The following is a 22040-nucleotide window of genomic DNA, read 5'->3' as shown; positions in this document are numbered from 1 at the left end:
TTTGACAAAACAATGACACAAAACTAAACGATTAATGGATTTAAAAACAATTTTGGTCATAAAATCTCGATTTTTTTTGACCTTTTTTTAACACTTTTTTTCAACCACAAATTAATCGTGATGAATACTTAGATTTTATTGTTTGATTGGTTCAAATTTTCTATTTATCGTAAATAAATAGCTTGAACAAGTTTTCATACTTGTTTAAGGAACAAAAGGTAAATTTACATATCCGTGCATACCTGATTAAACATGCTGTTTTTTTTTGCCAACAAACCGGACTATACTGATAAAACAGCATTGCATAGAATCAAAAAAGCACCTGAGGTAGGGCAGGTGCTTTTTTGATTTAGAAAAAAATTTAATTCGGGCTTTGAGCAAATTATTTAGGAGATGCGTAGGCCCTTCCTTTTTCTAAAGGAGATTGGTAAATCTGACTGAACAGCCCCCAATCAATTTGTTTGTAATAGTTTTCACCAAAGTATTTCAACAATTTATCCATTCTGATTGGATTTTGAAAGCCTGCAACAGGTTGAGGATTGGCCACAAATTCGTCGAGGAAAATAACTGAAGGGTAATTCAATCGTCCGCGGGTCAGGTAGATGGCAATTTCGTGAACACCTCGTCCGCTTGCTCCTTCATCGGGTCTGAAAATATATTCTTTGTCCTTAAAAGTGATAGAGCGTTGTGCTTCGGCATCCAACTTAACAGGGTAGAAATTTTCATTAATGTACTCGGCTATATTCGGATGTTCAAATGTAGCTTTTTCCATCTTCAGACACCATGTACACCAATCTGTGTACAGGTCAACAAATAGTTTTTTAGGGTTTTCCTCGTTTCTTTTTACGGCTTCCTCAAACGAAATCCAATGAATTTTTAACTTGCTGTCTTTGGTGCTGTTGTCTTCTTTATCATTGTTGGTCAATAATGAAAAAGACATACACATCAAGCAAACAAATGCAGTTAAAGTAAAAAGAATCTTGCTCATAAGGAGAAACAGTTTATGAGAGATGAACACTATATCTTTAGGAATGTTATACAATTCGTCGAAATGCCTCGCAAGATAGGGAGTTTTAAACCAAAATTCACTTTTTGTTGATTTTTTTGACAAAAATAAAACAAAATGAAACGTAAAATCGTCGTAGCCGTTACCGGAGCCAGTGGATCTATCTATACAAAGGTGCTTTTTGACCGTCTTTTACCGTTGATTCAGGCCGGACAGTTGCAGAATGTTGGGGTGGTGATGTCGGAAAATGCCGTAACTGTTTGGGAATATGAACTGAACAATCAAACCTATCGCGACTACCCGTTTGCTTTTTACAAAAAAGGCGACTTCTTTGCCCCTTTTGCATCAGGTTCTGCAAAATACGACACGATGTTGGTGTGCCCCTGTTCTATGGGCACTATGGGACGGATTGCTCAGGGTATTTCTGATGATCTGATCACTCGTGCTGCCGATGTCATGTTAAAAGAAAGGCGCAGACTGATTTTAATGGTACGCGATGCTCCTTATGGGCTGATACAGATCAACAATATGAAAACGATTACAGAAGCCGGTGGCATTATCTGCCCCGCCTCTCCGTCTTTTTACAGCCGTCCGGCAACATTTGAAGCACTTGCCGCTACTATCATTGACCGGATGCTCGATTTGTCCGGCTTTGATCTTGCTACTTTCCGGTGGAATGATTCCCCGACGCTCATTTGATGGCGTGTTTTTCCTGCTTTTAAAAGACTATCTTTACAGATATTACCGGGACTTCCGGCTCAGCAAAGCGACATTTTCAATATGGTAGGTATGTGGGAACATATCTATGGGTTGAAGCTGGTCAATCTGATAGTTTTCACATAGCACCTGAAGGTCGCGTGCCTGTGTAACCGGATTGCAACTGACATAGACAATTCGTGCAGGTTCGAGCATCAGTATTTGCCTGAGTACTTCAGGATGCATTCCTGCACGGGGCGGATCGGTAATCAGCACATCAGGTTTACCGTGTCTGGCTATAAACTCCGGCTGTAGTATCTTTCGCACATCTCCTGTAAAAAAAGCGGCATTGGTTATTCCGTTTAGCTGCGCATTGTGTTTTGCATCTTCAATGGCAGCATCTACCTCCTCTATGCCAATGACTTGTTTGCATTTTTGTGCCAGAAACAATGCAATACTGCCTGTGCCGGTGTAAAGATCATATACAGTTTCGGTGCCGGATAGTTGTGCCATCTGCTCAATGACTGAATATAAGCGGAAAGCCTGATGGCTATTGGTTTGAAAAAATGATTTGGGGCTGATTTTGTACCGGCAATGTCCTATTTGTTCGATGATATGGTCTTGTCCCGAATGGGTGATGATGTCGAGGTCAAACCACATATCGTTGCGTTTGTTATTGATGGTATAACCGAGTGAGGTGATTTGCGGAAACCGATTTCTGATATGCTCCAAAAGCGGGGTATGCCATTGGGGATGGTCAAAATTAAAGGCAAATACTACCATCAGTTGGCCGAGGGTTGAAGTCCTGATAAGTAGGTTTCTCAAATATCCGCTCCTGTTTTTAATGTCGTAAAATGGCAGGTCGTAGCGGACACAATAGTCAAACACTTCGTTTCTGATTTCGTTGGAAGGCGATGCCTGAAGGTAGCAATGTTGAAGATTGACCACCCGGTCATACATGCCTTTTACGTGAAAGCCCAAAGCCCGCCGGTCAATCTGCCGTTGTTCGCTGTCGGCTTCGTCTTGTAACAACCAACGCCGGCTGGAGAAGGTAAACTCCATTTTGTTGCGGTAATATTCTGTCAGATCGGGAGTAATGATAGGGTTTAATTCCGGAAACTGCAATTTTCCGATGCGGGTAAAAGCTTCGCGTGTAATCTGTTCTTTATACGCAGCTTGTTTTGGATAGGTTAAATATTGCCATTTGCACCCGCCACATACCCCGAAATGACTGCAAAAGGGGGTAATCCGGTCGGGAGATTCCTGTTTTAAGGCGATTACTTTTGCCGTTGCGTAATCTGTTCGCTTTTCTGTAATGCGCACATCTGCCACATCACCCGGAACAGCATCTTCGACAAACACAATCAATCCCTGCAAACGGGCAATGCCCTTACCTTCGGCAACTATTTGTGTGACGGGTACATTTTCGAGGAGACTTCCTTTTCGCATAGGGAGCAATTCTGATAAAGACAGATTGGATTGCAGGTTGTTTTCCTGCAAATCTGCTATCCTTTTTTGTTTAGAAAAAAATTTTACCTGATGCCCAACGCTTCTTCAATTTGTTGCGTAACAAAAGGCTGCTCAGAAGGACGGCGGGGTTTGCTGTTGGCAATGTTTCCGTTCCGGTCAATGATAAAATATTTTGGAATGCCCCTTACCTGATATTGTTGTCCGATAGTTTGTGCAGCCGGACCCTGTGCTATAAGATGTATTCCGGGCAATTGTTCTTTTTTGACAAAGTTTTCCCATTGGGTTCGGTCTTTATCGGTAGAAATATATAAAAACACAACATCTTTGCCCTCAAACTGGCTTTTTAGTTTTTTCCCGTGAGGCAGTTGTTGTTTACAGGGCCCGCACCAGGTAGCCCAAAAGTCGAGATAGACTACCTTTCCTTTTAAATCGCTCAAAGAAACCTGTGTGCCGTCAATGCTTTCGAGGGTAAACGCAGGCGCAGGGCTTCCTGCTGCAAGATATTTGTTGTTTTTATACATAAAATCAACGACCTCTTTGTATTCAGGATAGGGGCAGGCCGTCATAAATTCGTTGTATTTGGTAAATATCTTTTCTAAACGTCCGTTGTTACAGCCTTCGTAAAATGCTTTTGCCATTAAATAATACATGGCTTTCCCTTTGATGGCTTTTTGAGCATACTCATACTGATCGGTATAATAGCTGTCCATATTATAATTGGGAGTCGTCGCCACTACCTGATGATAAAAGGTCGTGTTGAAAAAAGCATCCATAAATTGCACATAAGCCGGGATTAACATGGCGTTATCTTCCAGAAACTTCATTTCCTGCAAAAAGTTGTTATAGTCGGAAGGTATTTCAATGGTTTGTTTGCCATTAAAACGGGCGTGGTCGTTGGGAAAACTGAGCAAAGCTGCTCCCCATGGATAGTCAATATTTATTTTCGCCAGTTCCTTAAAGGTGGCTGAAAGTGTTGTCTTTTTAGCATACTCAGTCAAAAACTGTAGCTGGACTGTACGCAAACTATCTGTAAACTTGCGGTAAGGCACAAAATCGAGCATTCTTACCTGTTGTGGGTTGTTGTAGCTGATGCCGCGAAGTAAAAAGGCGCGGTCAAAATCGCGAAGGTAGTGCTGATGTGCAACTCCGATGCCTTCAAATTTCATGTCTCCGGCATAATTTTGACCGTTGGCAGTTATGACCAAACTATCCCCGGGTTCAAGATACAAGTGCACACTCGCCCCACGTCCGTGAACCAACTGAACCGGAATAGGAATACCTAAATCAAAGGCGATACGAAATTGGTTGCCGGCATCCAACGTATCGGTATAAGTAAACGGATTGGTGAGTGGGTTGGCAAAAATAGCGATGCTGATGGTGCGCCCCTGCGGGTTGACCACCGTACCTTTAACCACTACCGGTTTTGATACAAACTGTTGTTGTGCCTGAATTTGAAATACGGTAAGCGTCAAAAACAAGAGCAGGAATATTTTTTTCATGTTCAGCTTCAGAAGATTGAAAATATACGATATGGATTTGATGATAATATTCTATTAAAAAAAACAGGAAACTTACTGTCCTGCCTGCTGCAAAGTTAGCGAATAATGGTAATGCCGAGTAGTTTGGCCAGGTCCTGTTTCCATTTTGAGAGTAAAATTAGTTTATGTTGTAATTCGGTTTGCATTTCGGGGGAATGATGGGTTTTGAGCTGCTCGTTAATTTCTTCGAGCTTCTTTAATATATGGGTCAGTTTAAACCGGTTGATGACATCAAACACCTCGTCTTTAAACCTGCTGACCGAATCGGTAATAAAAATATCGTGCATCGCCTCCCAGTTACTGCTCAGTTCGTAGGGTGAAGTGAGCATATCTATGGCAATTGTACTGATTTGTTCGTCCTGATGCATCAAAAAGAAGTCGGAGGTCGGAGGTGGATTTTCATCTGTAATTTGTTGTTTAAAATAGTCGAATATTTTAGCATAAAGGGGCTTTTCAAAGGGCAATTCTGAAATTTCACGAACAATACAGGCTGCCACCGTTTGGAACTCGGTAAGAGCATGTTTGGTTTCGGCATGTACCTTTTCAACGGTTATTTCTTTATTTCCGTATTCAATGAGCAGCCGGATGATTTCCCTTTCACAGATGATTTCATCGGGCAATGCCCGATTTTGCTGTTTGGTCTGTTTATGATGTTTGTCGCGGCTATCTCCTATTTTTGGGGGAAGTTCCCCGGAATGTTCAGATTTTTCTGATTCTTTATCTATCTTTTTCCACTTTAGCCGGTTGGTTTCGCTGACTATCAGGTTTTCGGGCACTTCCAACAACTGGCTACACTCTTTGATATACATCAACCTTTTAATGGGGTCAGGAATTAAGGCAATGGTGCGGATTACCTCCCTGACCAACTCTGTTTTTTTGACCGGGTCAGTGCCTGCATCATCGAGCAGCAGTTGCGTTTTAAAAAAGACAAAATCTTTTGCGTTTTGATGAATATACTGAAGGGTTGCAGTTTTTCCATGTTTCTGAACATAGCTGTCAGGATCTTCGTCGGGCGGTAAAACTACCACTTTTACATTCAGGTTTTCCTCCAAAATCAAATCTACACCGCGTAGGGCCGCCTTAATACCTGCCGCATCGCCATCATATAGCATGATAATATTGGGAGTATAGCGATGTATCAGTTTGATTTGTTCCAAAGTCAGTGCTGTGCCCGAAGAGGCCACCACATTTTCTATACCGGCCTGAAAAAGTGAAATCACATCGGTATAACCCTCCACCAAAATGCACTCGTTTTTTTGACGGATTTCCTTTTTGGCAAAGAAAATGCCGTACAAAATTTTACTCTTCACATAAATCTCGGTTTCCGGAGAGTTGATGTATTTAGGTTGTTTTTTATCTTTCGACAAGGTGCGTCCGGCAAATGCAACCACTTTTCCCGATAGGTTGTGAATAGGAAACATCACCCTTGCTCTGAAAAACGGCAGGTAACGCTCGTCTTTTTGAACGATTAACCCTGTTTTTTGCAACATCTCTAAACTATACTGCCCCTTTCGGGCTTCGTCAATCAACGCATCATAGCTTTCGAGACTATAGCCAAGCTGAAAATGATTGATAGTTTCAGGTGTAAATCCCCTTTCCTTAAAATAACTGAGGGCAACGCTTCGCCCTTCGTCTTTTTGAAACAGATTGTCAATAAAATGCTGCCGCGCAAAATCGGTGGCAATATACAGACTGTCCAAGTGCTGTTTTTCTTGCCTGCCGGTTTCGTCTTCTACTTCTTCAATAGTGATATTGTATTTTTTGGCGAGGTAGCGCATGGCTTCCGGATAGGTCATTTTTTCATGCTCCATGATAAATTTCACCGAGCTTCCGGCAGCCCCGCAACCAAAACACTTGTATATCCCCTTGCTTGGTGATACCGAAAATGAAGGCGTTCGCTCGTTGTGAAACGGACATAAACCTATCAGGTTGGCTCCACGCCTTTTGAGATTCACAAAATCGCCGACAACCTCTTCTATTCGCGCAGAGTCTAAAATAGTTGCAACGGTTTGTTCTGGAATCATCATACCTGAATCGCCTTTATATTTAGGCTATAAAGGTGGTGAATTTAAACAAAATGACCCGCCTTTTGGTGCTATGTCCGGCATTTTTTTAAATACCTGCAAAAATACTACTCATTCAGTCAGCTAAAAAACCGGAATAATTAAGGCAAACCAATCATTCATGTTGAGCTTTTTACTAATCATCAGCAATTTGTTGTGTGGGAAATTCATTTCCAAGTTAAAAAAAACTGCCCCATCACCTGCTCAGAGATGACCAAACTTATTGATATTTTTAAACCAATGAGTATAAAAGTCTAAGGGTTTTAAGCAGGAAGCATTAACCATCCCCCCTCTGTAAAGAGCATTTTTAAAGTAAAACAAACTTTTTTTAGCCCTTGCAAAGCCCCTGAGCCTCTCTGAAATAACTCTATGCACCCCTTCAATGACTTATTGCACCCCTGCATTAACTCAATGAACCTTCGCAATGAAGTAATGCACCCCTGCATTGGGTGAATGCACCTGTGCATTGCCTTAAATCACCTCTGCAAAGACTTCATGCACCCCTGCATTGGGTTATTGTGCCTCCGCATTGTTTTAAATCGCCTTTGCAATAAATCAATTCACCCCTGCAACAGGTTAATGCACCCCTGCATTGACTTAAAGCCCCCCTGCAATAAGTTATTGTCAACCCTTTTTGCTACTCTAAATCTTGTTTTTTTGCAATAGTTATTGGTAAGGTGGCAGTGGTTGGGAAGTGAAAAGTGAAAAACTAAAAGTGAAAAACTAAAAGTGAAAAGTGAAAAGCAAGAAAACCTTGAAGGGGTTGAATTTGAATAGCCATTGTCAATTGTCAATTGCAAAAAACCCTGTAAGGTAGCTTTTTTAAAAACCTCATAGGTTTGGCAAACCTATAAGGATTGACAAATTCAGGCAATTATCAAAAACATAGAATGTTTCTGAAACATCTTATGTTTAAACAGCTTCAGGCAACCCAGGTAAATTGTTTTTCGTTAACAAAAGCAGGCATTTGATGTTAAAAAAAACTTTTTTTCAAAAAAAATGAAAAAAAGTGCGATTTTAAGCTGATTTTTTTGTGTGAAAAGGAATATACATAGTAATGCACCAGATAAACCCTTTCTTGATAGAAAGATAAACTTAAGATGATGCAGAATTTTAAACCAAAACATTTAATTTTATGAACAAAAACAAAACCTTGTTTTTTCGCTTTGCAGCGATTGTTTGTATTGGTTTAATTTTTAATGGGGGGGGGGTGAATAGCCTCTTTGCTCAAGGTGGCGGTTCACAACCACCACCGACTTGTGAAATAGTAAACACTTGTAATCCCGACTTGGATTGCAGGCAAGTATTTGATATTTATGCCGATCTTACCGGAGAAAATCTTTTAGACATTGAACCTTGCCGTAATAGAAAATTTGCAATAACCGATATTTTTGGAGGAGGATTTGGTCCCTGCACCTTCGTAGGAGAATATCAAACTCTTTACGCATGGATGCCTCCTTTAGGAGATGACGAATCAACATGTTTAGTATCGGGTTATAGTGATTTAGCCAATTACACGGATACTGAGTTAGAACTCATGTCGTTTCCCTTTGGCAAAAATACTCAACGTTCAATAGCAGCAACATCTTTTACCGGAACAAATCAAAGGGTATTGACAATAAATGAAAATTTAAACCCTATTGTTAAAAGACGTTTTTATGCTCTTTCAAGCAGTTGGTTTACAATAAGTAATCCACTATCTTATTCCGAAGAAGAAGAAGATAATTTAACCAGCACACCAAATGATGAACCTACTTCAAGAAGAACAATAGTGCCACACTCCGTCATAAAACACAGGAAATATGTATTATGCAATAATGAACCGGTAAGTTTCATAGATGTTGTGATTGATAACACACGCGGCAGAGCAAAATTTTATCCATTTAAGAATTGTAATGAAATAATTGATCCAAGTTGTACTTCAGCAGAAGACGAACATGATATTTCTATCATTCCTTTTATTGATATAAATACCACAGATGGAAACCCTCCTTCCGGTGGTTTTAACTATTTAAACTATTTTCCGATTGAAGAAGCTCCTGAATGTGAAGCATTTTCATGCCTGTCTTGGGACGGAACTTCCAGCACCCCTCCACTGTGTACTTATATGCATCCTCCTCCGTATTCGCTGATTGGAGTGCATCTGCGTAATGGTGCAAGCCCTTATTTACCATTAGGATATGTCTCTCCAAATCCAGATGGAACCAACTTGCAGCAACAACCTGGCATCGAACACACTTATATTGTGGACAAAAACTTCGACATCGCCCAGATTAACCCCGAAGAACGCATTTTTTACAACCCCTCCGAAGTATTTATTGAAGCCGACAACCTCATTTTTCCTTCCGGTTATAGTTTTGTTACTGCACGGGGCCTGCCTCCCACTTTAGACGATATAGCAGCTACTCCATGCGACCAAAAAAATAATATTGACCAACGGTATATGCCTGTTGAAAGCGATCAGCCAAATAATACCTATACTTTAAGCACGGGTACAACCATATCGGTAAAGCCATCGGTTTATATTTTAGAGCCCGGCAGCAAACTAACAATCCAGCCCTGTGTTCATCTTTACGATATGACTATTATTGTCAAACCGGGCGCAAGACTAATATACTACCCCAATTTATTGTATGGCAACTTTGATCCTGCAAACGACATTATTTTTGATAATGCTAATCCAAGTACGACTGTAAGTACAATTCCTTATGTGGGGCGTTGTAACGATTGCCGTTGCGAACAACAATTCGATATTTATAATGGACTAACGATAGACGAAAACACCACATGGGAAAACCAGTTTAAAGTAGTACACGGACAAATTAAGGTGCTACCCGGAGTTACACTTAGTATAAAAAACAGCGAACTGCAATTTGCCGATACAAAAATTACGGGTGTGCCAACCGGTATAACAGTACTCCCCGGTGGTCGGCTTAACATTATTGATGCCAAACTTACCGTACTCAGTTGCCATGATATGTGGGACGGAATACGCATACAAGGCGACCACCTAATCCAAGCTCCTAATGCTTTAAGAGCCTATATCTATACAGAAAACAGTGTGATTGAATTTGCCCGTAGTGCTGCAAGTTCGTTCAATGTGTTAAATCCTTCGGTCGGACTGCCGATTGCAAGCATTGGTGGGAATATTTATGCTGTTAATACAACTTTCAGAAACAATCATGTTTCTTTCGGGCATATAGAATTTGTATCCGCAGGTGGAGAAACCAACATATTCAGAGGTTGCACCTTTGAACAAACTAAACTTTTGAAAGATACAGAACTCAGCCCCTCCGGTTATCATAAGTCACATATCATTTTATACAACTCGCAAAATACTGTTTTTGAAGATTGTATATTCAAAGGGTTGCCACTAGCATTATATGATGATATAGAGGCTTCTTATGGCATTTTGTCTTACTTATCCCGTGTGAATGTGCGAAATTGTCAACCCGATTATGTCCTACCCTATATACCTTGCGCTAATTCTGAAAGCCGGTTTGAAAACCTAAGAAAAGGAATTGGTGCTCATGGAACCGGCAGTTTTTTCCATAAACTGAATGTGCAAAATACCAATTTTGAAAATTGTTCAGTAGGGATCAGCTCTGATGGCAATTTCGGTGATTATATAGTCAATAATACATTCAACTGTATGAATACTGATTTAGAGTTGATGAGTTCAGAAGCAGTTACCGTAGCCAGCAATCGGTTTTCTAAAGTAACCAATAGCGACAGACCTTCTTTGGTGGCCGATAACACAGATGCCGGTGGGGGCAATATTTTTCAAAACGATTTCTCGCTGATAGACATTAGCTTAGAGATGACTCGAGGTATTGAGTTCTACCAAGACAATCATGCGCTTTCTGTGATTTGTAATACATTTCGGGATTTTAGTGCGCCTCCGGAAATTGTTGTTGTACCAGCTGCCCCTTGGATGGTATTTGGTGAGTTAGGCAACCAAGGTTCAGCATGTGGTTCGGGCTTAACCGCCGGGAACCTTTTTTATGATGCTGCTCCTTCCGAAGTGGATTATCATATCTGGGTAAGCAGCACTTTTATTCCACCTTTTACATACTTCGCTAATGAACAACAACCACTAACGGTACCTACCAGTAATTCCGGTTCACCAATGATTATAGACCCATGTACGGGTATATTTTTTGACCCAAACGAATGCCCAAAATTAGAGGAAGGTGATTTTATTGGTATGATAACCGAAGGGAAAAGCCCTCAATACTTAGCCAATGAAGTATTGGCGATGTCGGTTGATGAGGCTGAACAAATTCAGTTTACCAACGAAGTATTGCATAATTACTTCGAAACAGAACAACCCGATAGCATTTTGTTTGGATTTTTGGATGCGCTTAATACTATTTATGCTAAACGACTGCTGATGCAAACCCATACTACTGTTAAAGGAAGTGTAGCTCAGGCTACAGCCGGTTTAAGCAGTTTGGCTGCTACACAAACACTAAAACCCGATTATGAAGACCTATTTGAATTGTTACACTCCATAAAAGCCGAAAACCGCTCTTTACAGGAACTTAGAGTGCAACAGGCAGAGGCTTTGGACCTTATTGCCCAAACCAACAGCACTGCCGGCATTTATGCACAATCTATTTTGGCATTTCAGCAGGAAAAAACATGGTTTCGAGATTATACCATAACAACTTCAGGTAAAACCAAGATGCGATCAGCAACCGTTTCAGCAATTTGCTATCCAAATCCCGCAAATAATCATCTCACCCTTTTAAATTGGGAAAATATTTTACGGTTCAATTTGTATAACATTAATGGAGCGTTGGCACTAAGTGTGAACGATATAACCCCGGACATAAATATTTCAAAGCAAATTAAGGGTTTGTATATAGTAGAGGCAGTTTATAAATCGGGAGAAATTAAACGGCAAAAACTCTTAATTACCCGTTAGCCTTGATTTACTCACATTTACCTTGAATGCAACTTATGCAGTTTAGGTATCAATTAAATTGCAATGAAAACACTATCCATAAAGTTTTGCCTTTTTATAGGCTTTAATTTTTTCATTATAGCTTCTTTTGCACAAAACCCTGACGATTATTGTAAAGGAATGGCTATGGACCAATTACCTAATTCATCAGTCTTTAGAGATATTATTAGTTTAAATAGCAACACTTTTGTAGCTGTCGGTATAAAGCGCAATATCCCTACTAGAGATGAACTGTATCTTGTTAATCTTGACCTGTGTAAAGATACACTGTGGACTAAATTTTTCAGTAATCAGTATTCACTATATACAGGTCATTACATTATTAATGTTGATGAAACGTCCTTTGCCGTAGTTTGCTCGTATGTACCTGATTATACAACAAATACATACTATAAATCCCTGTTACTGAAAATGAACAATCTGGGAGACACGCTTTGGAGCAAAACATATAGTTTGGGGTCATACAATAATGGTCCGGCATGTATTACCGTAACTCAGGATGGGGGCTTCATAATTGGCGGATTTTCTGATAATTTTCCTGAAAACAGCTCTCACGCACAAGCATGGATCATAAAAACCGATGCCGAAGGCAATATTGAATGGAGCAAAACTTATGGGTTTGACAATGCAAGTGAAATTGTAAGAGTAATCATTCAAAATTCAGATGGAACTTACATAGTAGCTGCACAAAGAAGTCATTCCGGTACTAGCACCTTATGGGTTTTCAAAATAGATAGTCAAGGCAATATGTTATGGAACAGGATATTAGGAAATGGATACTGGACAGTAGGAATTGCAATGCTTCCGGCACAAAATGGGTATATAATAGCAGGATTAGAACAGCCCTATATTTGGAATGTTGGAAATGCGTTTGTGCTAAAAATTGACACTACAGGAACCCAACAATGGGTTAAATATTATGGCGATGGAGGCATGGATGAATTTTCAGACATGATTAGATTGCCTGATGACAATTTGATTGCAATAGGTTCTAACAGTTTTATTTCCGGTGGTTCATACCATTCTGATGCTTGGTTAATGAAGTTAGATGCAGAAGGAGATAGTATTTGGAGTCATTCTTATGCTTTAAATGGTACGATACCTATTAATGACTATGTTTGGGGAGTAAGTCAAACTTCAGAGGGTGGTTTTATGATGGCAGGTTTTACCTCAGTTTTCAATGCCGATTCCACTACCCTTACTCAAACGGCATGGGTAGTTCGCACCGATAGTCTTGGTAATTCCTGCTATATTCCGGAAGGTTGTGAGTGGGCGGTGGGTATAGACTCTTTTTTACCCCCCGCCCCCCTAAAGCGGGAGAACTTCATCCAAGTTTACCCCAACCCCGCACAAAACACGCTCCAAATCACGCTCCCCGATCATTCCGCCGGCTCGTTGAGCGGAGCCGAAACGAGCTTTACCCTATACAACCTGACCGGTCAGTTGGTGTTGCAAACCCAAATACCTGCAGGCGAAACCCACAAAACCGTTTCGGTGGCGCATCTGCCGGAGGGGGTGTATGTTTATGTGGTTACTGCGGGAGAGGGTGTGTTGGCACGGGGGAAGGTGGCGGTGGTTAGAAAGTGAAAAGTGAAAAACTAAAAGTGAAAAGCAAGAAAACCCTGAAAGGGTTGAATATGAATAGCCGTAGGTGAAACCTACGGAAATAAATGAAATAGCCCATCTAAGGAGGTGTTGTGTTGGCGCGGGGGAAGGTGGCGGTGGTGTGGCAGGATGGTTAAAACCTCATAGTTTTGGCAAAACTATGAGGTTTGACCAAAACAAGCAACCCGGATTAAAAAATCTTCGTTTCGTTAATGAAAGCAGGTATCTGAGGTTAAAAAAACTTTTTTTCAAAAAAAATGAAAAAAAAATGCGATTTTGGGTTGATTTTTTTCTGTGAAAAGGAATATACATAGTAATGCGCCAAATAAACCCTTTCCTGAGAGAAAGATAAACTTAAGATGATGCAGAATTTTAAACCAAAACTTTTATTTGTATGAAAACAAACCAAAACCCGCTTTTCCGCTTTGTAGCGATTGCTTGCATTAGTTTAATTTTTAATGGGGGGGGGGGTGAATAGCCTTTATGCCCAAGAGTTTACAGAGGAAACTGTCATGCCACCCTGCGAAACAGCAGCCCCATGTTTATCCTTTCCCGGTTGCAATGTTATTTGCAACAAAACCATTCTAAGGCAAAGTTGCCCAACTTCAGTTCCTGTACCGACACCGGAGGCAATATCGGGTATATTTTATGTTTGTAACCAACCTATTTACGGTTGGGGGCAAGTGGCAGGAACTTGTGAGTTTTATGACAACACGCCATTAGACCCGGGTATAGATTTGAGGGGGTCTATTGGAATTTTCGGGGCGAATAATGCAACACATCGGTCGGAAGTACCTTATGTAGAGGCAAGTATAACTCCAAATACAGACTATTTATTTAGTTATGTAAGAAGAACTGTAAGTAACGTAAATGTTACTTTTGGACAAGACGCTCCGTTAGTGGCAACATATACATTGGAGCCAACAAATTTTTTTATTGCGACTAAAGATTGGGGAACTTTCCCTTGTGTAAGTCTAAGCCAATCTGTAAGCGGTTTGCCTTATGCTAATAGTACTGTCCTTCTTAATGACAACAATTTTGGAGGTACAAACGCTCCATTTTCTTGGCGGCAAGTAGTCGCAGCAGTAAGAACAGGCAGTTCTTCTAGTCACAATTCACTGTACTGTTATCAAAGAAGAGATAATTCACCTTCGGGTGGTTACTATACAGAAATAGACCACTTCGAAATGATACAGGACATTTTTATTAACGATCAAACAATTGTCATGACCTGCAACCAAACATCTGTGGAAATTGGAGACCCAACCCTTTGCGTAAATACGGATTTACTGAATATGCGCTACCGATGGTCGCAATCCACTGACGGGGGTTCTACATGGACCGGATTGTTTGGTTTTGACAACCAAACTTCAATTACCGTAACCCCCAATGTTACTACTCTGTATAGATTAAGACGTTACTTTCCAAATTCCTTTACTGCTCCGGACGGAACCTCAATACCTGTTACTACGGTTGACGGACCTATAAATACTGTAAACCGAGAAGCCATCATAACCGTTGATCCCTATTATGCCGGCATCAACAATAGTATTGATATCGTCCTGCCTGCAGGGGCAACAACTTGGAGTCCGGGCACTCACCCATTTACCGATTTTATAGGCAATGCGGCTGACCCTATAAGAATTGCAGGTACAATAAGGGTATCGGATTTAAGTGTGCTAACTATTGATAATCTTGTATTTGAGTTCGGGTCACTAGGGCGTATTTTAGTTGAACCGCATGGGCGGTTAATACTAATCGGTGCTACATTAAGCGGAGATGCCAACTGCAACAATATGTGGCAAGGCATAAGAACTTATGGCAATAACACATCCACAACAGGCGGCAGGGTTGATACTAACCCTTCATCTCAATCAGTCATCAGAGATGCTTTAATTGGCATCAGTACCCAAAATTTACCCATTATAGACCTCAACAATATTGCATCCCAACTAATCAGCATACCGGATTTTAACCCAATCAATAACTTAACCAATCTTTTATTTCCCGACCTTTGGCAGATGAGTGTTATCAACTCAGCCGATGGGTTTTTGGTGTTAAATAATGTTGCATTTGAAAACTGCTTTATGGGCATCAATACGGCATGGAAACCCAGCCATAACGATATCATAAGGGGATGTAATTTTAATACCACCTCTGCTGGTTTGCTTTTCCCCTTCCAGGGCTGGATAACTCAAGGTGAGGCAGGTATATTCAGCATGTTTTCAAAAAGGCTTATCATGCAATGGTGCACTTTTAATAATCTCAAATACGGTGTCCGCACCAATGCAGTTGACGATTTACAAATCCCCAATAATAGTACGGCAGCTACCGAAACCAATATTTTTACCAATTGCCAAGTGGGTATTTCTTCGCGCAACTTTACTTCTACCGCTTTTCCTAATGTCCATATCATCAACAACCAATTTATTGGTTGCAACACTGCCGTACAAACACAGGGCAGCAATGCCAGAGTATTTAGCAATACCATTAGCAATGGTAACGGGCTGTCAAGTGTAGGCATACTGATGATGGGGTCAGCTTACAGTATAGCCCGAAACAATCAATTGTCCAACGTTTCGCGCGGCATTGTAAATATAGATACCGATGTATTAACAGGGGTGATACATGGTAATACCATTCTAAATACTCAAGTTGCCATACCAAATATTGGAGATAATACAACGGTACAAATCCTATGCAACACATTGGGCAACTACCAACTTGCTGCCATTTCAGTCGCCCCTTGGTTGACTACCACGCAAACCGGTATTTTGGGTAACCAAGGTAATTGTCCACTTTTCGTTACTCCGCTCAACACTTTTATTCCGCCTGCCGGCGGGGTGCTGTTTAACGATATATATTTGTTTCCAGCCAATACCAATCTTTTTCAGTATAGCGAATATCCGGCTTTTCTGCCTGCCGGTTTCACCGCCTCTCCGGGAGTGTTAAATCCTTGTGGTGGTGGCACCCCTCCTGGTTGGGATCCAGTTGCGATTTGTACCCAAAGTTCGCCGCGCATTGCTGACCCGGAGAATGTTAAGCATCTCACCGACCAAAAAGAACAGGAAATGCAAACTGCCTTATGGATACAGCATTATGCAGACCAAGCCGATACGGCAGCACTTATTGATTTTCTGTCCGAATTAAACAACCGCGTTGCTTTGCGCTACCGCATTCAGAAACATGAACAAGATGCAAACAGTGCCGCCCTTCTATCCCTTCTAAATGCCTTGACCATAGAACGGGAAGAAGACGAGCATTACGAATACTTCTATCGCTTACTGCTATCGCTTCATGAAACTAACCGAACAATCTTTGACATAACTTCCGAAGAAGAAGCCCAATTGCTTATCGTTGCCCATAGCCGTACCGCTACCGCCTACAAAGCGCAAACGTTCCTGTATGTAACGCGCGGACATGAATTTGTCGTCAACCTGCCGGAATTAGATTTTATCAATTGGGACAATTGGCAGACGAGCTTTAAAACCCAGACCGGCACTACGGTTTCGAAATTCTATCCCAATCCGGCACAAAATGTCGTACAATTGAGCTACCATATTGCCGACCCTAATCATACCAACCCTACTGCCGGCATCTACCTGTACAATGCTGTGGGAAAAGCAGTATGGCATGGCGTTTTATCGGGGACAGGCGAGTTAACTCTGCGTATAGATGATTTCGAAGAAGGGCTTTATTACTACGAAATATGGAGCGATACAGAGCAAAAGTATTTGGCAAAAGACAAGCTCGTTATTATAAAATAGTGAAACTACCACTTGCCCTTACCTGTCGTGCTCAAATTTAAGTTTGGCAGGTAAGGGTATTTTTGCTAACGGTAAAAAACTATAACATGAAATCTGTTTCGATCTCCATATTTCCTGCTTGGCTGCTTTTGTATTGTTTGTTCAACTTCCATCCAATTTTTGCGCAAACCCCCAAATACTTTGCAAAAACCCCAATTTGGGAGAATAATTTAAACTGTAACGGCTACAGCATCAGCATGACAAACGACAGTACGTATGTCATAAGCGGTTCAACCTTGAGTCCCGATAATCTTAATTTCAGGATATTTTTAGCTCTGATTAACAAGTCGGGAAATTTCATCAATTTTAAGGAGTTTATAAAACCCGACACGGCCACTTATACGATGGGCATGGCAATCAACCATCCCTCCGAAAGAATACTTGTTGCAGGGGCAATTTCGGATACTGCCAATACAAGTTGGCAGGCCAATTACATACTCGCCGACTTTAATAGTGACGTATTCAAAGAAGGTATTGCAAGTAACGGATTGGCAGGATATGTAACGCAAGTTTATGCCGCATGTTCTGCTTCCGACGGGGGATATATATTGGCAGGGTACAGTACCCCGACCCCGTCTATTGGGATAAGCGGGGTGCCGTGGCATCCATATATGGTAAAATTGGATTCTTCAGGCAATCGGGAGTGGGAGCGTTTGTACACCGAATACGGACCGCCTTGGTATGCCTGGTTTTATGACGTAAAACCCGCCCTTGACGGCAGCGGATATTTTTTGGCAGGCGCCAACACAGCCGGTGCCTCGGTAGGTGATATTTTGGTCATGAAAACCGATTTAGAGGGAAACGAAATATGGACTTCCAATATTGATTTTACAACGGCGCCCGATGAATATTTAATTAAAGAATGGGGCATGTCTGTTTTACCGACATCTGACGGCGGGGCAGTTGTAACTGCCGCCTATGGCGATCCCGACCCGTTTGAAGGGTGCTGTTCTCCGTTTATTTCGGGCTACAAAGGCGTATTTTTAAAATTGGATGGTGCCGGCAATGTGCTATGGAATACAATCCGGCTAATGGAGAGCGATGAAAGCGATGAAATTATATCGTTTTTACCCGAAGCCTGTCTGGTCGAAACCACCGATGGTGATTATGTGGCAGCCGGGCATCGGTATCCTATGGTAGGCGATTTAGATGGCGAATTGGTGAAAGTTAGTAAAAATGGAGAAATACTTTGGCGGCGCACTTACGATGCTAACAATTTTAACGATTATTTTTACGATATGATAGCCACCCCCGATGGCGGCTTTATTGCCTGCGGCCGCAGCGAAACCTACCTCCCGCCCTGGGGCATGATAGCCCGTTTGTATATCGTCAAAACCAACTGTATGGGTCTGCTCACCGAGCCGGAGGCGGTCTTTACCTACTATCCCTTAGATAATCACGCGATACAGTTCATCAATCAAAGCCAGTACGTCTATCCCGACAGCATAGACGGGGGGCATTTTATCTGGGATTTTGGCGATGGTACTCCGCCTTTTGTTTGCGGACGGGGGTTTGCACCTTGTCCCGCAACGCTGACGCACCAATACGATGCAATCGGCAGTTATGCGGTAACCCTTACCGCCGTCGTTTGTTCCGATACGAGTACGATTCAGCAAACTGTAGTAACACAAACGGTAGGAAACCCGCCCCTGCCCCTCTCGAGAGGGGAAACAGCCGTATCAGTCTATCCCAACCCCGCCCGAAACACGCTGACCTTTGCAATTAACAACGGCTTAACTCCTCCTTCAGGGGGCTGGGGGGTAGAGGGGGATTTAGGGGTAAAACTCCTCTCCCTCACCGGTCAAACCGTGCTGCAAACAACGCTCGGTGCGGGGGAAACTCATAAAACCGTTTCGGTGGCGCATTTGCCGGAGGGGATGTATTTGTATTCCGTTGAGCATTCAGGCAGCGTTTTGGCACGGGGTAAGGTGGCGGTGGTTGGGAAGTGAAAAGTGAAAAACTAAAAGTGAAAAACTAAAAGTGAAAAACTAAAAACTAAAAGTGAAAAGTGAAAAACCCTGTATGTAGCTTTCTTTAAAACCTCATAGTTTTGGCAAAACTATGTGGTTTGACAAAGGAACACCGACAATAGCGGCAGTACCTTGTTGGTCTGGGACAAGGTGCCGGTGCTGCGATAGAAAAGCAGGAAAACAATTGGTTTTGCTGAAAAAAGTCAGATGCGACAAGACAAAATGATTTCAAAGCTTATCCCAGTTTGATAAGTGCTTCCTGAAGTGTGTTTAGTTTTTGTTCGGCATCGGCCAATTTTTGTTTTTCTTTGTTAACCACAGCTTCGGGAGCAGAACCTACAAATTTTTCATTGCCGAGTTTACCCATTACCGACCTTACAAAACCTTCAAAATAAGCAATTTCCTTTTGAAGTCGTTCGCGCTCGGCAGATGTGTCAATCTGATGTAGTGCTTCGACATAAAAAGTATCGGTGTCAATTAGAAACGACACTGAATTAGGTACGTCAGAATCGGTAAAGCTGAACGAAGACAAGCAGGCTTTTTTCTCAATCAATGCTACAAAAGAGGCGTAAAAGACTGTATCAGCCACCTTGGCATGTAGTGCTACGGGTTCGCGCTGTTTGAGTTGAAGATGGTTTCTGATATTGCCGATTTTATTGAGCAGCTCTTTTAATTTTTCCCCTTTCAATATATCGGTTTGAATGATGTTGCCTGAAACAGGGTAATTGCTGATGCAGATACTGTCTTTTTCACTTCGTGGAGCAAGGTGCTGATAAATTTCTTCGGTAATAAAAGGCATAAAGGGGTGGAGCAGTTTGACAAGCTGCTCAAAAAATCCGATGGTAGATTGAAAGGTATGCCGGTCAATAGGTTGTTCAAAATCCGGTTTTACTAATTCTAAATATACCGAGCAGAAATCATCCCAAACAAAACTATAAAGCGTTTTTAGGGCTTCCGACAACCGGTATTGCTCAAACAATGTGTCGAGGTCCTTAATGGTTTGATTCAGTTTGCTTTGAAACCAATCAATTGCAGGCTGTAGATTGGGGTTCTGCCCTTCGGCAATTTGCCAACTGCTGACGAGCCTCAGCGCATTCCATATTTTATTGGTAAAATTCCTGCCCTGTTCGCATAGTTTCTCATCAAAAGGCAAATCGTTTCCGGCAGGTGAAGAAAACAACATCCCCACCCGCACTCCATCAGCACTGTATTTTGCTATCAGTTCGAGTGGTTCGGGGGAATTGCCCAGCGATTTCGACATTTTTCGGCCTTGTTTATCGCGGACTATTCCGGTTAGATAAACATCTTTAAAAGGTCTTTTCCCTGTATATTCATAGCCCGATATAATCATGCGCGCCACCCAGAAAAACAAGATTTCGGGAGCAGTTACCAACACATCGGTGGGGTAATAGTAGTTTAAGTCGGCATTGGGAGCGGTAAACTGTCCGGATTTCAGGTCATATTCTTCAAATCCGTCAAAAACGGCAATCGGCCATAGCCAACTCGATGCCCAGGTGTCGAGAACATCCTCGTCCTGACGCAGGTTTTCCGGGGTTAAGTTCTGATTGCCGCTTTTGATTTTTGCAAGCGCAAGGGCTTCTTCATCCGATTCTGCCACTACAAAATCATTTTCCCCCTCGCCAAAATAATAGGCGGGAATGCGATGCCCCCACCAAAGCTGCCTGCTGATACACCAATCCCGGACATTTTCCATCCAATGACGATACGTGTTTTTGTATTTGGAAGGTATCAGTTGCACTTCATCATTTTCCACAGCGGCCAAAGCTCTTTGCGAAATATCTTTCATTTTGATAAACCATTGAAGCGAAAGTTTAGGCTCAACAACACTTCCGGTACGCTCAGAACGCCCAATTCGGGCAACGTAATCTTCCCTGCCAACGAGATGCCCTTTTTCTTCTAACTCTATGATGATGCGTTTGCGCACTTCAAAACGGTCTAATCCCACATAGTGAGGCAGTTCGCAAAGTTCATTGAGGGTGCCATTCAGGTTGATGGTATCAATGACCTGAAGTTGATGGCGCAATCCTATCTCATAATCGTTGGGGTCGTGCGCAGGGGTAACTTTCAGGCATCCGGTTCCAAATTCTATATCTACATAATCATCCGCAATGATTGGGATAGGACGGTTAATAAGCGGTACTAAGGCGGTTTTTCCAATCAGGTGGGTAAACCGTTCATCTTTGGGGTTAACCGCAATTGCCGTATCGCCCATAATAGTTTCGGGGCGTTGGGTAGAAATGATGATATATTCACCGGGGCTGTCTTTTACCTCATACCGGAAAGAATACAAAAAAGATTTTTCACCGTTTTCGGCATATTGAACCTCTTCGTTCGACAGGGCGGTCAGGGCTTCACAGTCCCAGTTGATCATGCGAAGTCCGCGATAGATAAACCCTTTGTTATACAAGTCAACGAACACTTTAATTACAGCGCGGTAATAGTTAGGGTCCATGGTAAAACGGGTTCTGGTCCAATCGCAGGAAGCCCCTAATTTTTCAAGTTGTTTCAAAATAATACCGCCGTATTTTTTGGTCCAATCCCAGGCATATCCAAGAAACTCTTCCCTTGATAGGTCTGACTTTTTGATGCCTTGTGTCCGGAGCATCTGCACCACTTTCGCTTCGGTAGCAATACTGGCATGGTCGGTACCCGGAACCCAAAGGGCATTAAATCCCCTCATTCGGGCACGCCGGATAAGGATGTCCTGAATCGTATTGTTGAGCATGTGTCCCATGTGCAAAACACCGGTTACATTGGGCGGAGGGATGACGATGGTAAAAGGTGGTCTGTCGTCAGGCTTTGAAATAAAATACCCCTGTTCATTCCATTTATCAACCCATTTTTGCTCTACATTTTCGGGAAGATAGGTTTTGCTGAGTTCCTGCATATTAAAAAA

10 protein-coding genes are annotated in these 22040 nt (G+C 41.9%); 5 read left to right on the top strand and 5 right to left on the bottom strand.

Annotated features, from left to right (window positions below; translation table 11 throughout):
- Positions 1-382: 382 nt before the first annotated feature.
- Positions 383-988, bottom strand: a complete 606-nt coding sequence (locus IPM47_07215; protein QQS30710.1) for a DUF255 domain-containing protein — start codon at positions 986-988, stop codon at positions 383-385.
- Between the two features lie 135 nt (positions 989-1123).
- On the opposite strand from IPM47_07215, the gene IPM47_07210 reads away from it, so the two are divergent.
- Positions 1124-1705: a UbiX family flavin prenyltransferase gene (locus IPM47_07210; GenBank protein ID QQS30709.1), complete on the top strand. Its 582-nt coding sequence runs from the start codon at positions 1124-1126 to the stop codon at positions 1703-1705.
- Positions 1706-1747: 42 nt separating this feature from the next.
- On the opposite strand, the gene rlmD is transcribed toward IPM47_07210, so the two are convergent.
- From rlmD to IPM47_07195, 3 genes are all read right to left on the bottom strand, one after another.
- Positions 1748-3151, bottom strand: a complete 1404-nt coding sequence (rlmD, locus tag IPM47_07205) for a 23S rRNA (uracil(1939)-C(5))-methyltransferase RlmD (protein ID QQS31412.1) — start codon at positions 3149-3151, stop codon at positions 1748-1750.
- An 83-nt stretch (positions 3152-3234) separates the two neighbouring features.
- Positions 3235-4671, bottom strand: coding sequence for a TlpA family protein disulfide reductase (locus tag IPM47_07200; GenBank protein QQS30708.1), 1437 nt, complete (start codon positions 4669-4671; stop codon positions 3235-3237).
- Between the two features lie 95 nt (positions 4672-4766).
- A complete protein-coding gene (locus tag IPM47_07195) occupies positions 4767-6737 on the bottom strand; it encodes a DNA primase (protein ID QQS30707.1) in 1971 nt (656 codons plus the stop codon).
- 1171 nt (positions 6738-7908) lie between these two features.
- Here IPM47_07195 and IPM47_07190 point away from each other — a divergent pair.
- The 4 genes from IPM47_07190 (at position 7909) to IPM47_07175 (ending at position 19102) form a co-directional block, all read left to right on the top strand.
- Positions 7909-11703: a T9SS type A sorting domain-containing protein gene (locus IPM47_07190; protein ID QQS30706.1), complete on the top strand. Its 3795-nt coding sequence runs from the start codon at positions 7909-7911 to the stop codon at positions 11701-11703.
- A 63-nt stretch (positions 11704-11766) separates the two neighbouring features.
- Positions 11767-13329, top strand: coding sequence for a T9SS type A sorting domain-containing protein (locus IPM47_07185; GenBank protein QQS30705.1), 1563 nt, complete (start codon positions 11767-11769; stop codon positions 13327-13329).
- Between the two features lie 488 nt (positions 13330-13817).
- On the top strand, positions 13818-17114 hold the full coding sequence (locus IPM47_07180) for a right-handed parallel beta-helix repeat-containing protein (GenBank protein QQS30704.1): 3297 nt from the start codon (positions 13818-13820) through the stop codon (positions 17112-17114).
- Between the two features lie 86 nt (positions 17115-17200).
- Positions 17201-19102: a T9SS type A sorting domain-containing protein gene (locus IPM47_07175; GenBank protein QQS30703.1), complete on the top strand. Its 1902-nt coding sequence runs from the start codon at positions 17201-17203 to the stop codon at positions 19100-19102.
- A gap of 256 nt (positions 19103-19358) precedes the next feature.
- Here IPM47_07175 and IPM47_07170 read toward each other — a convergent pair whose 3' ends face one another.
- The gene (locus IPM47_07170; GenBank protein ID QQS30702.1) at positions 19359-22031 is read right to left on the bottom strand and encodes a valine--tRNA ligase; all 2673 of its coding nucleotides are present in this window, start codon (positions 22029-22031) and stop codon (positions 19359-19361) included.
- Positions 22032-22040: the final 9 nt, after the last annotated feature.

The organism is Sphingobacteriales bacterium (assembly GCA_016700115.1).
Classification (GTDB): domain Bacteria; phylum Bacteroidota; class Bacteroidia; order Chitinophagales; family UBA2359; genus UBA2359.
The sequence above is the reverse complement of the archived record's forward strand: the minus strand, read 5'-3'. Positions and strand labels throughout refer to the sequence as shown.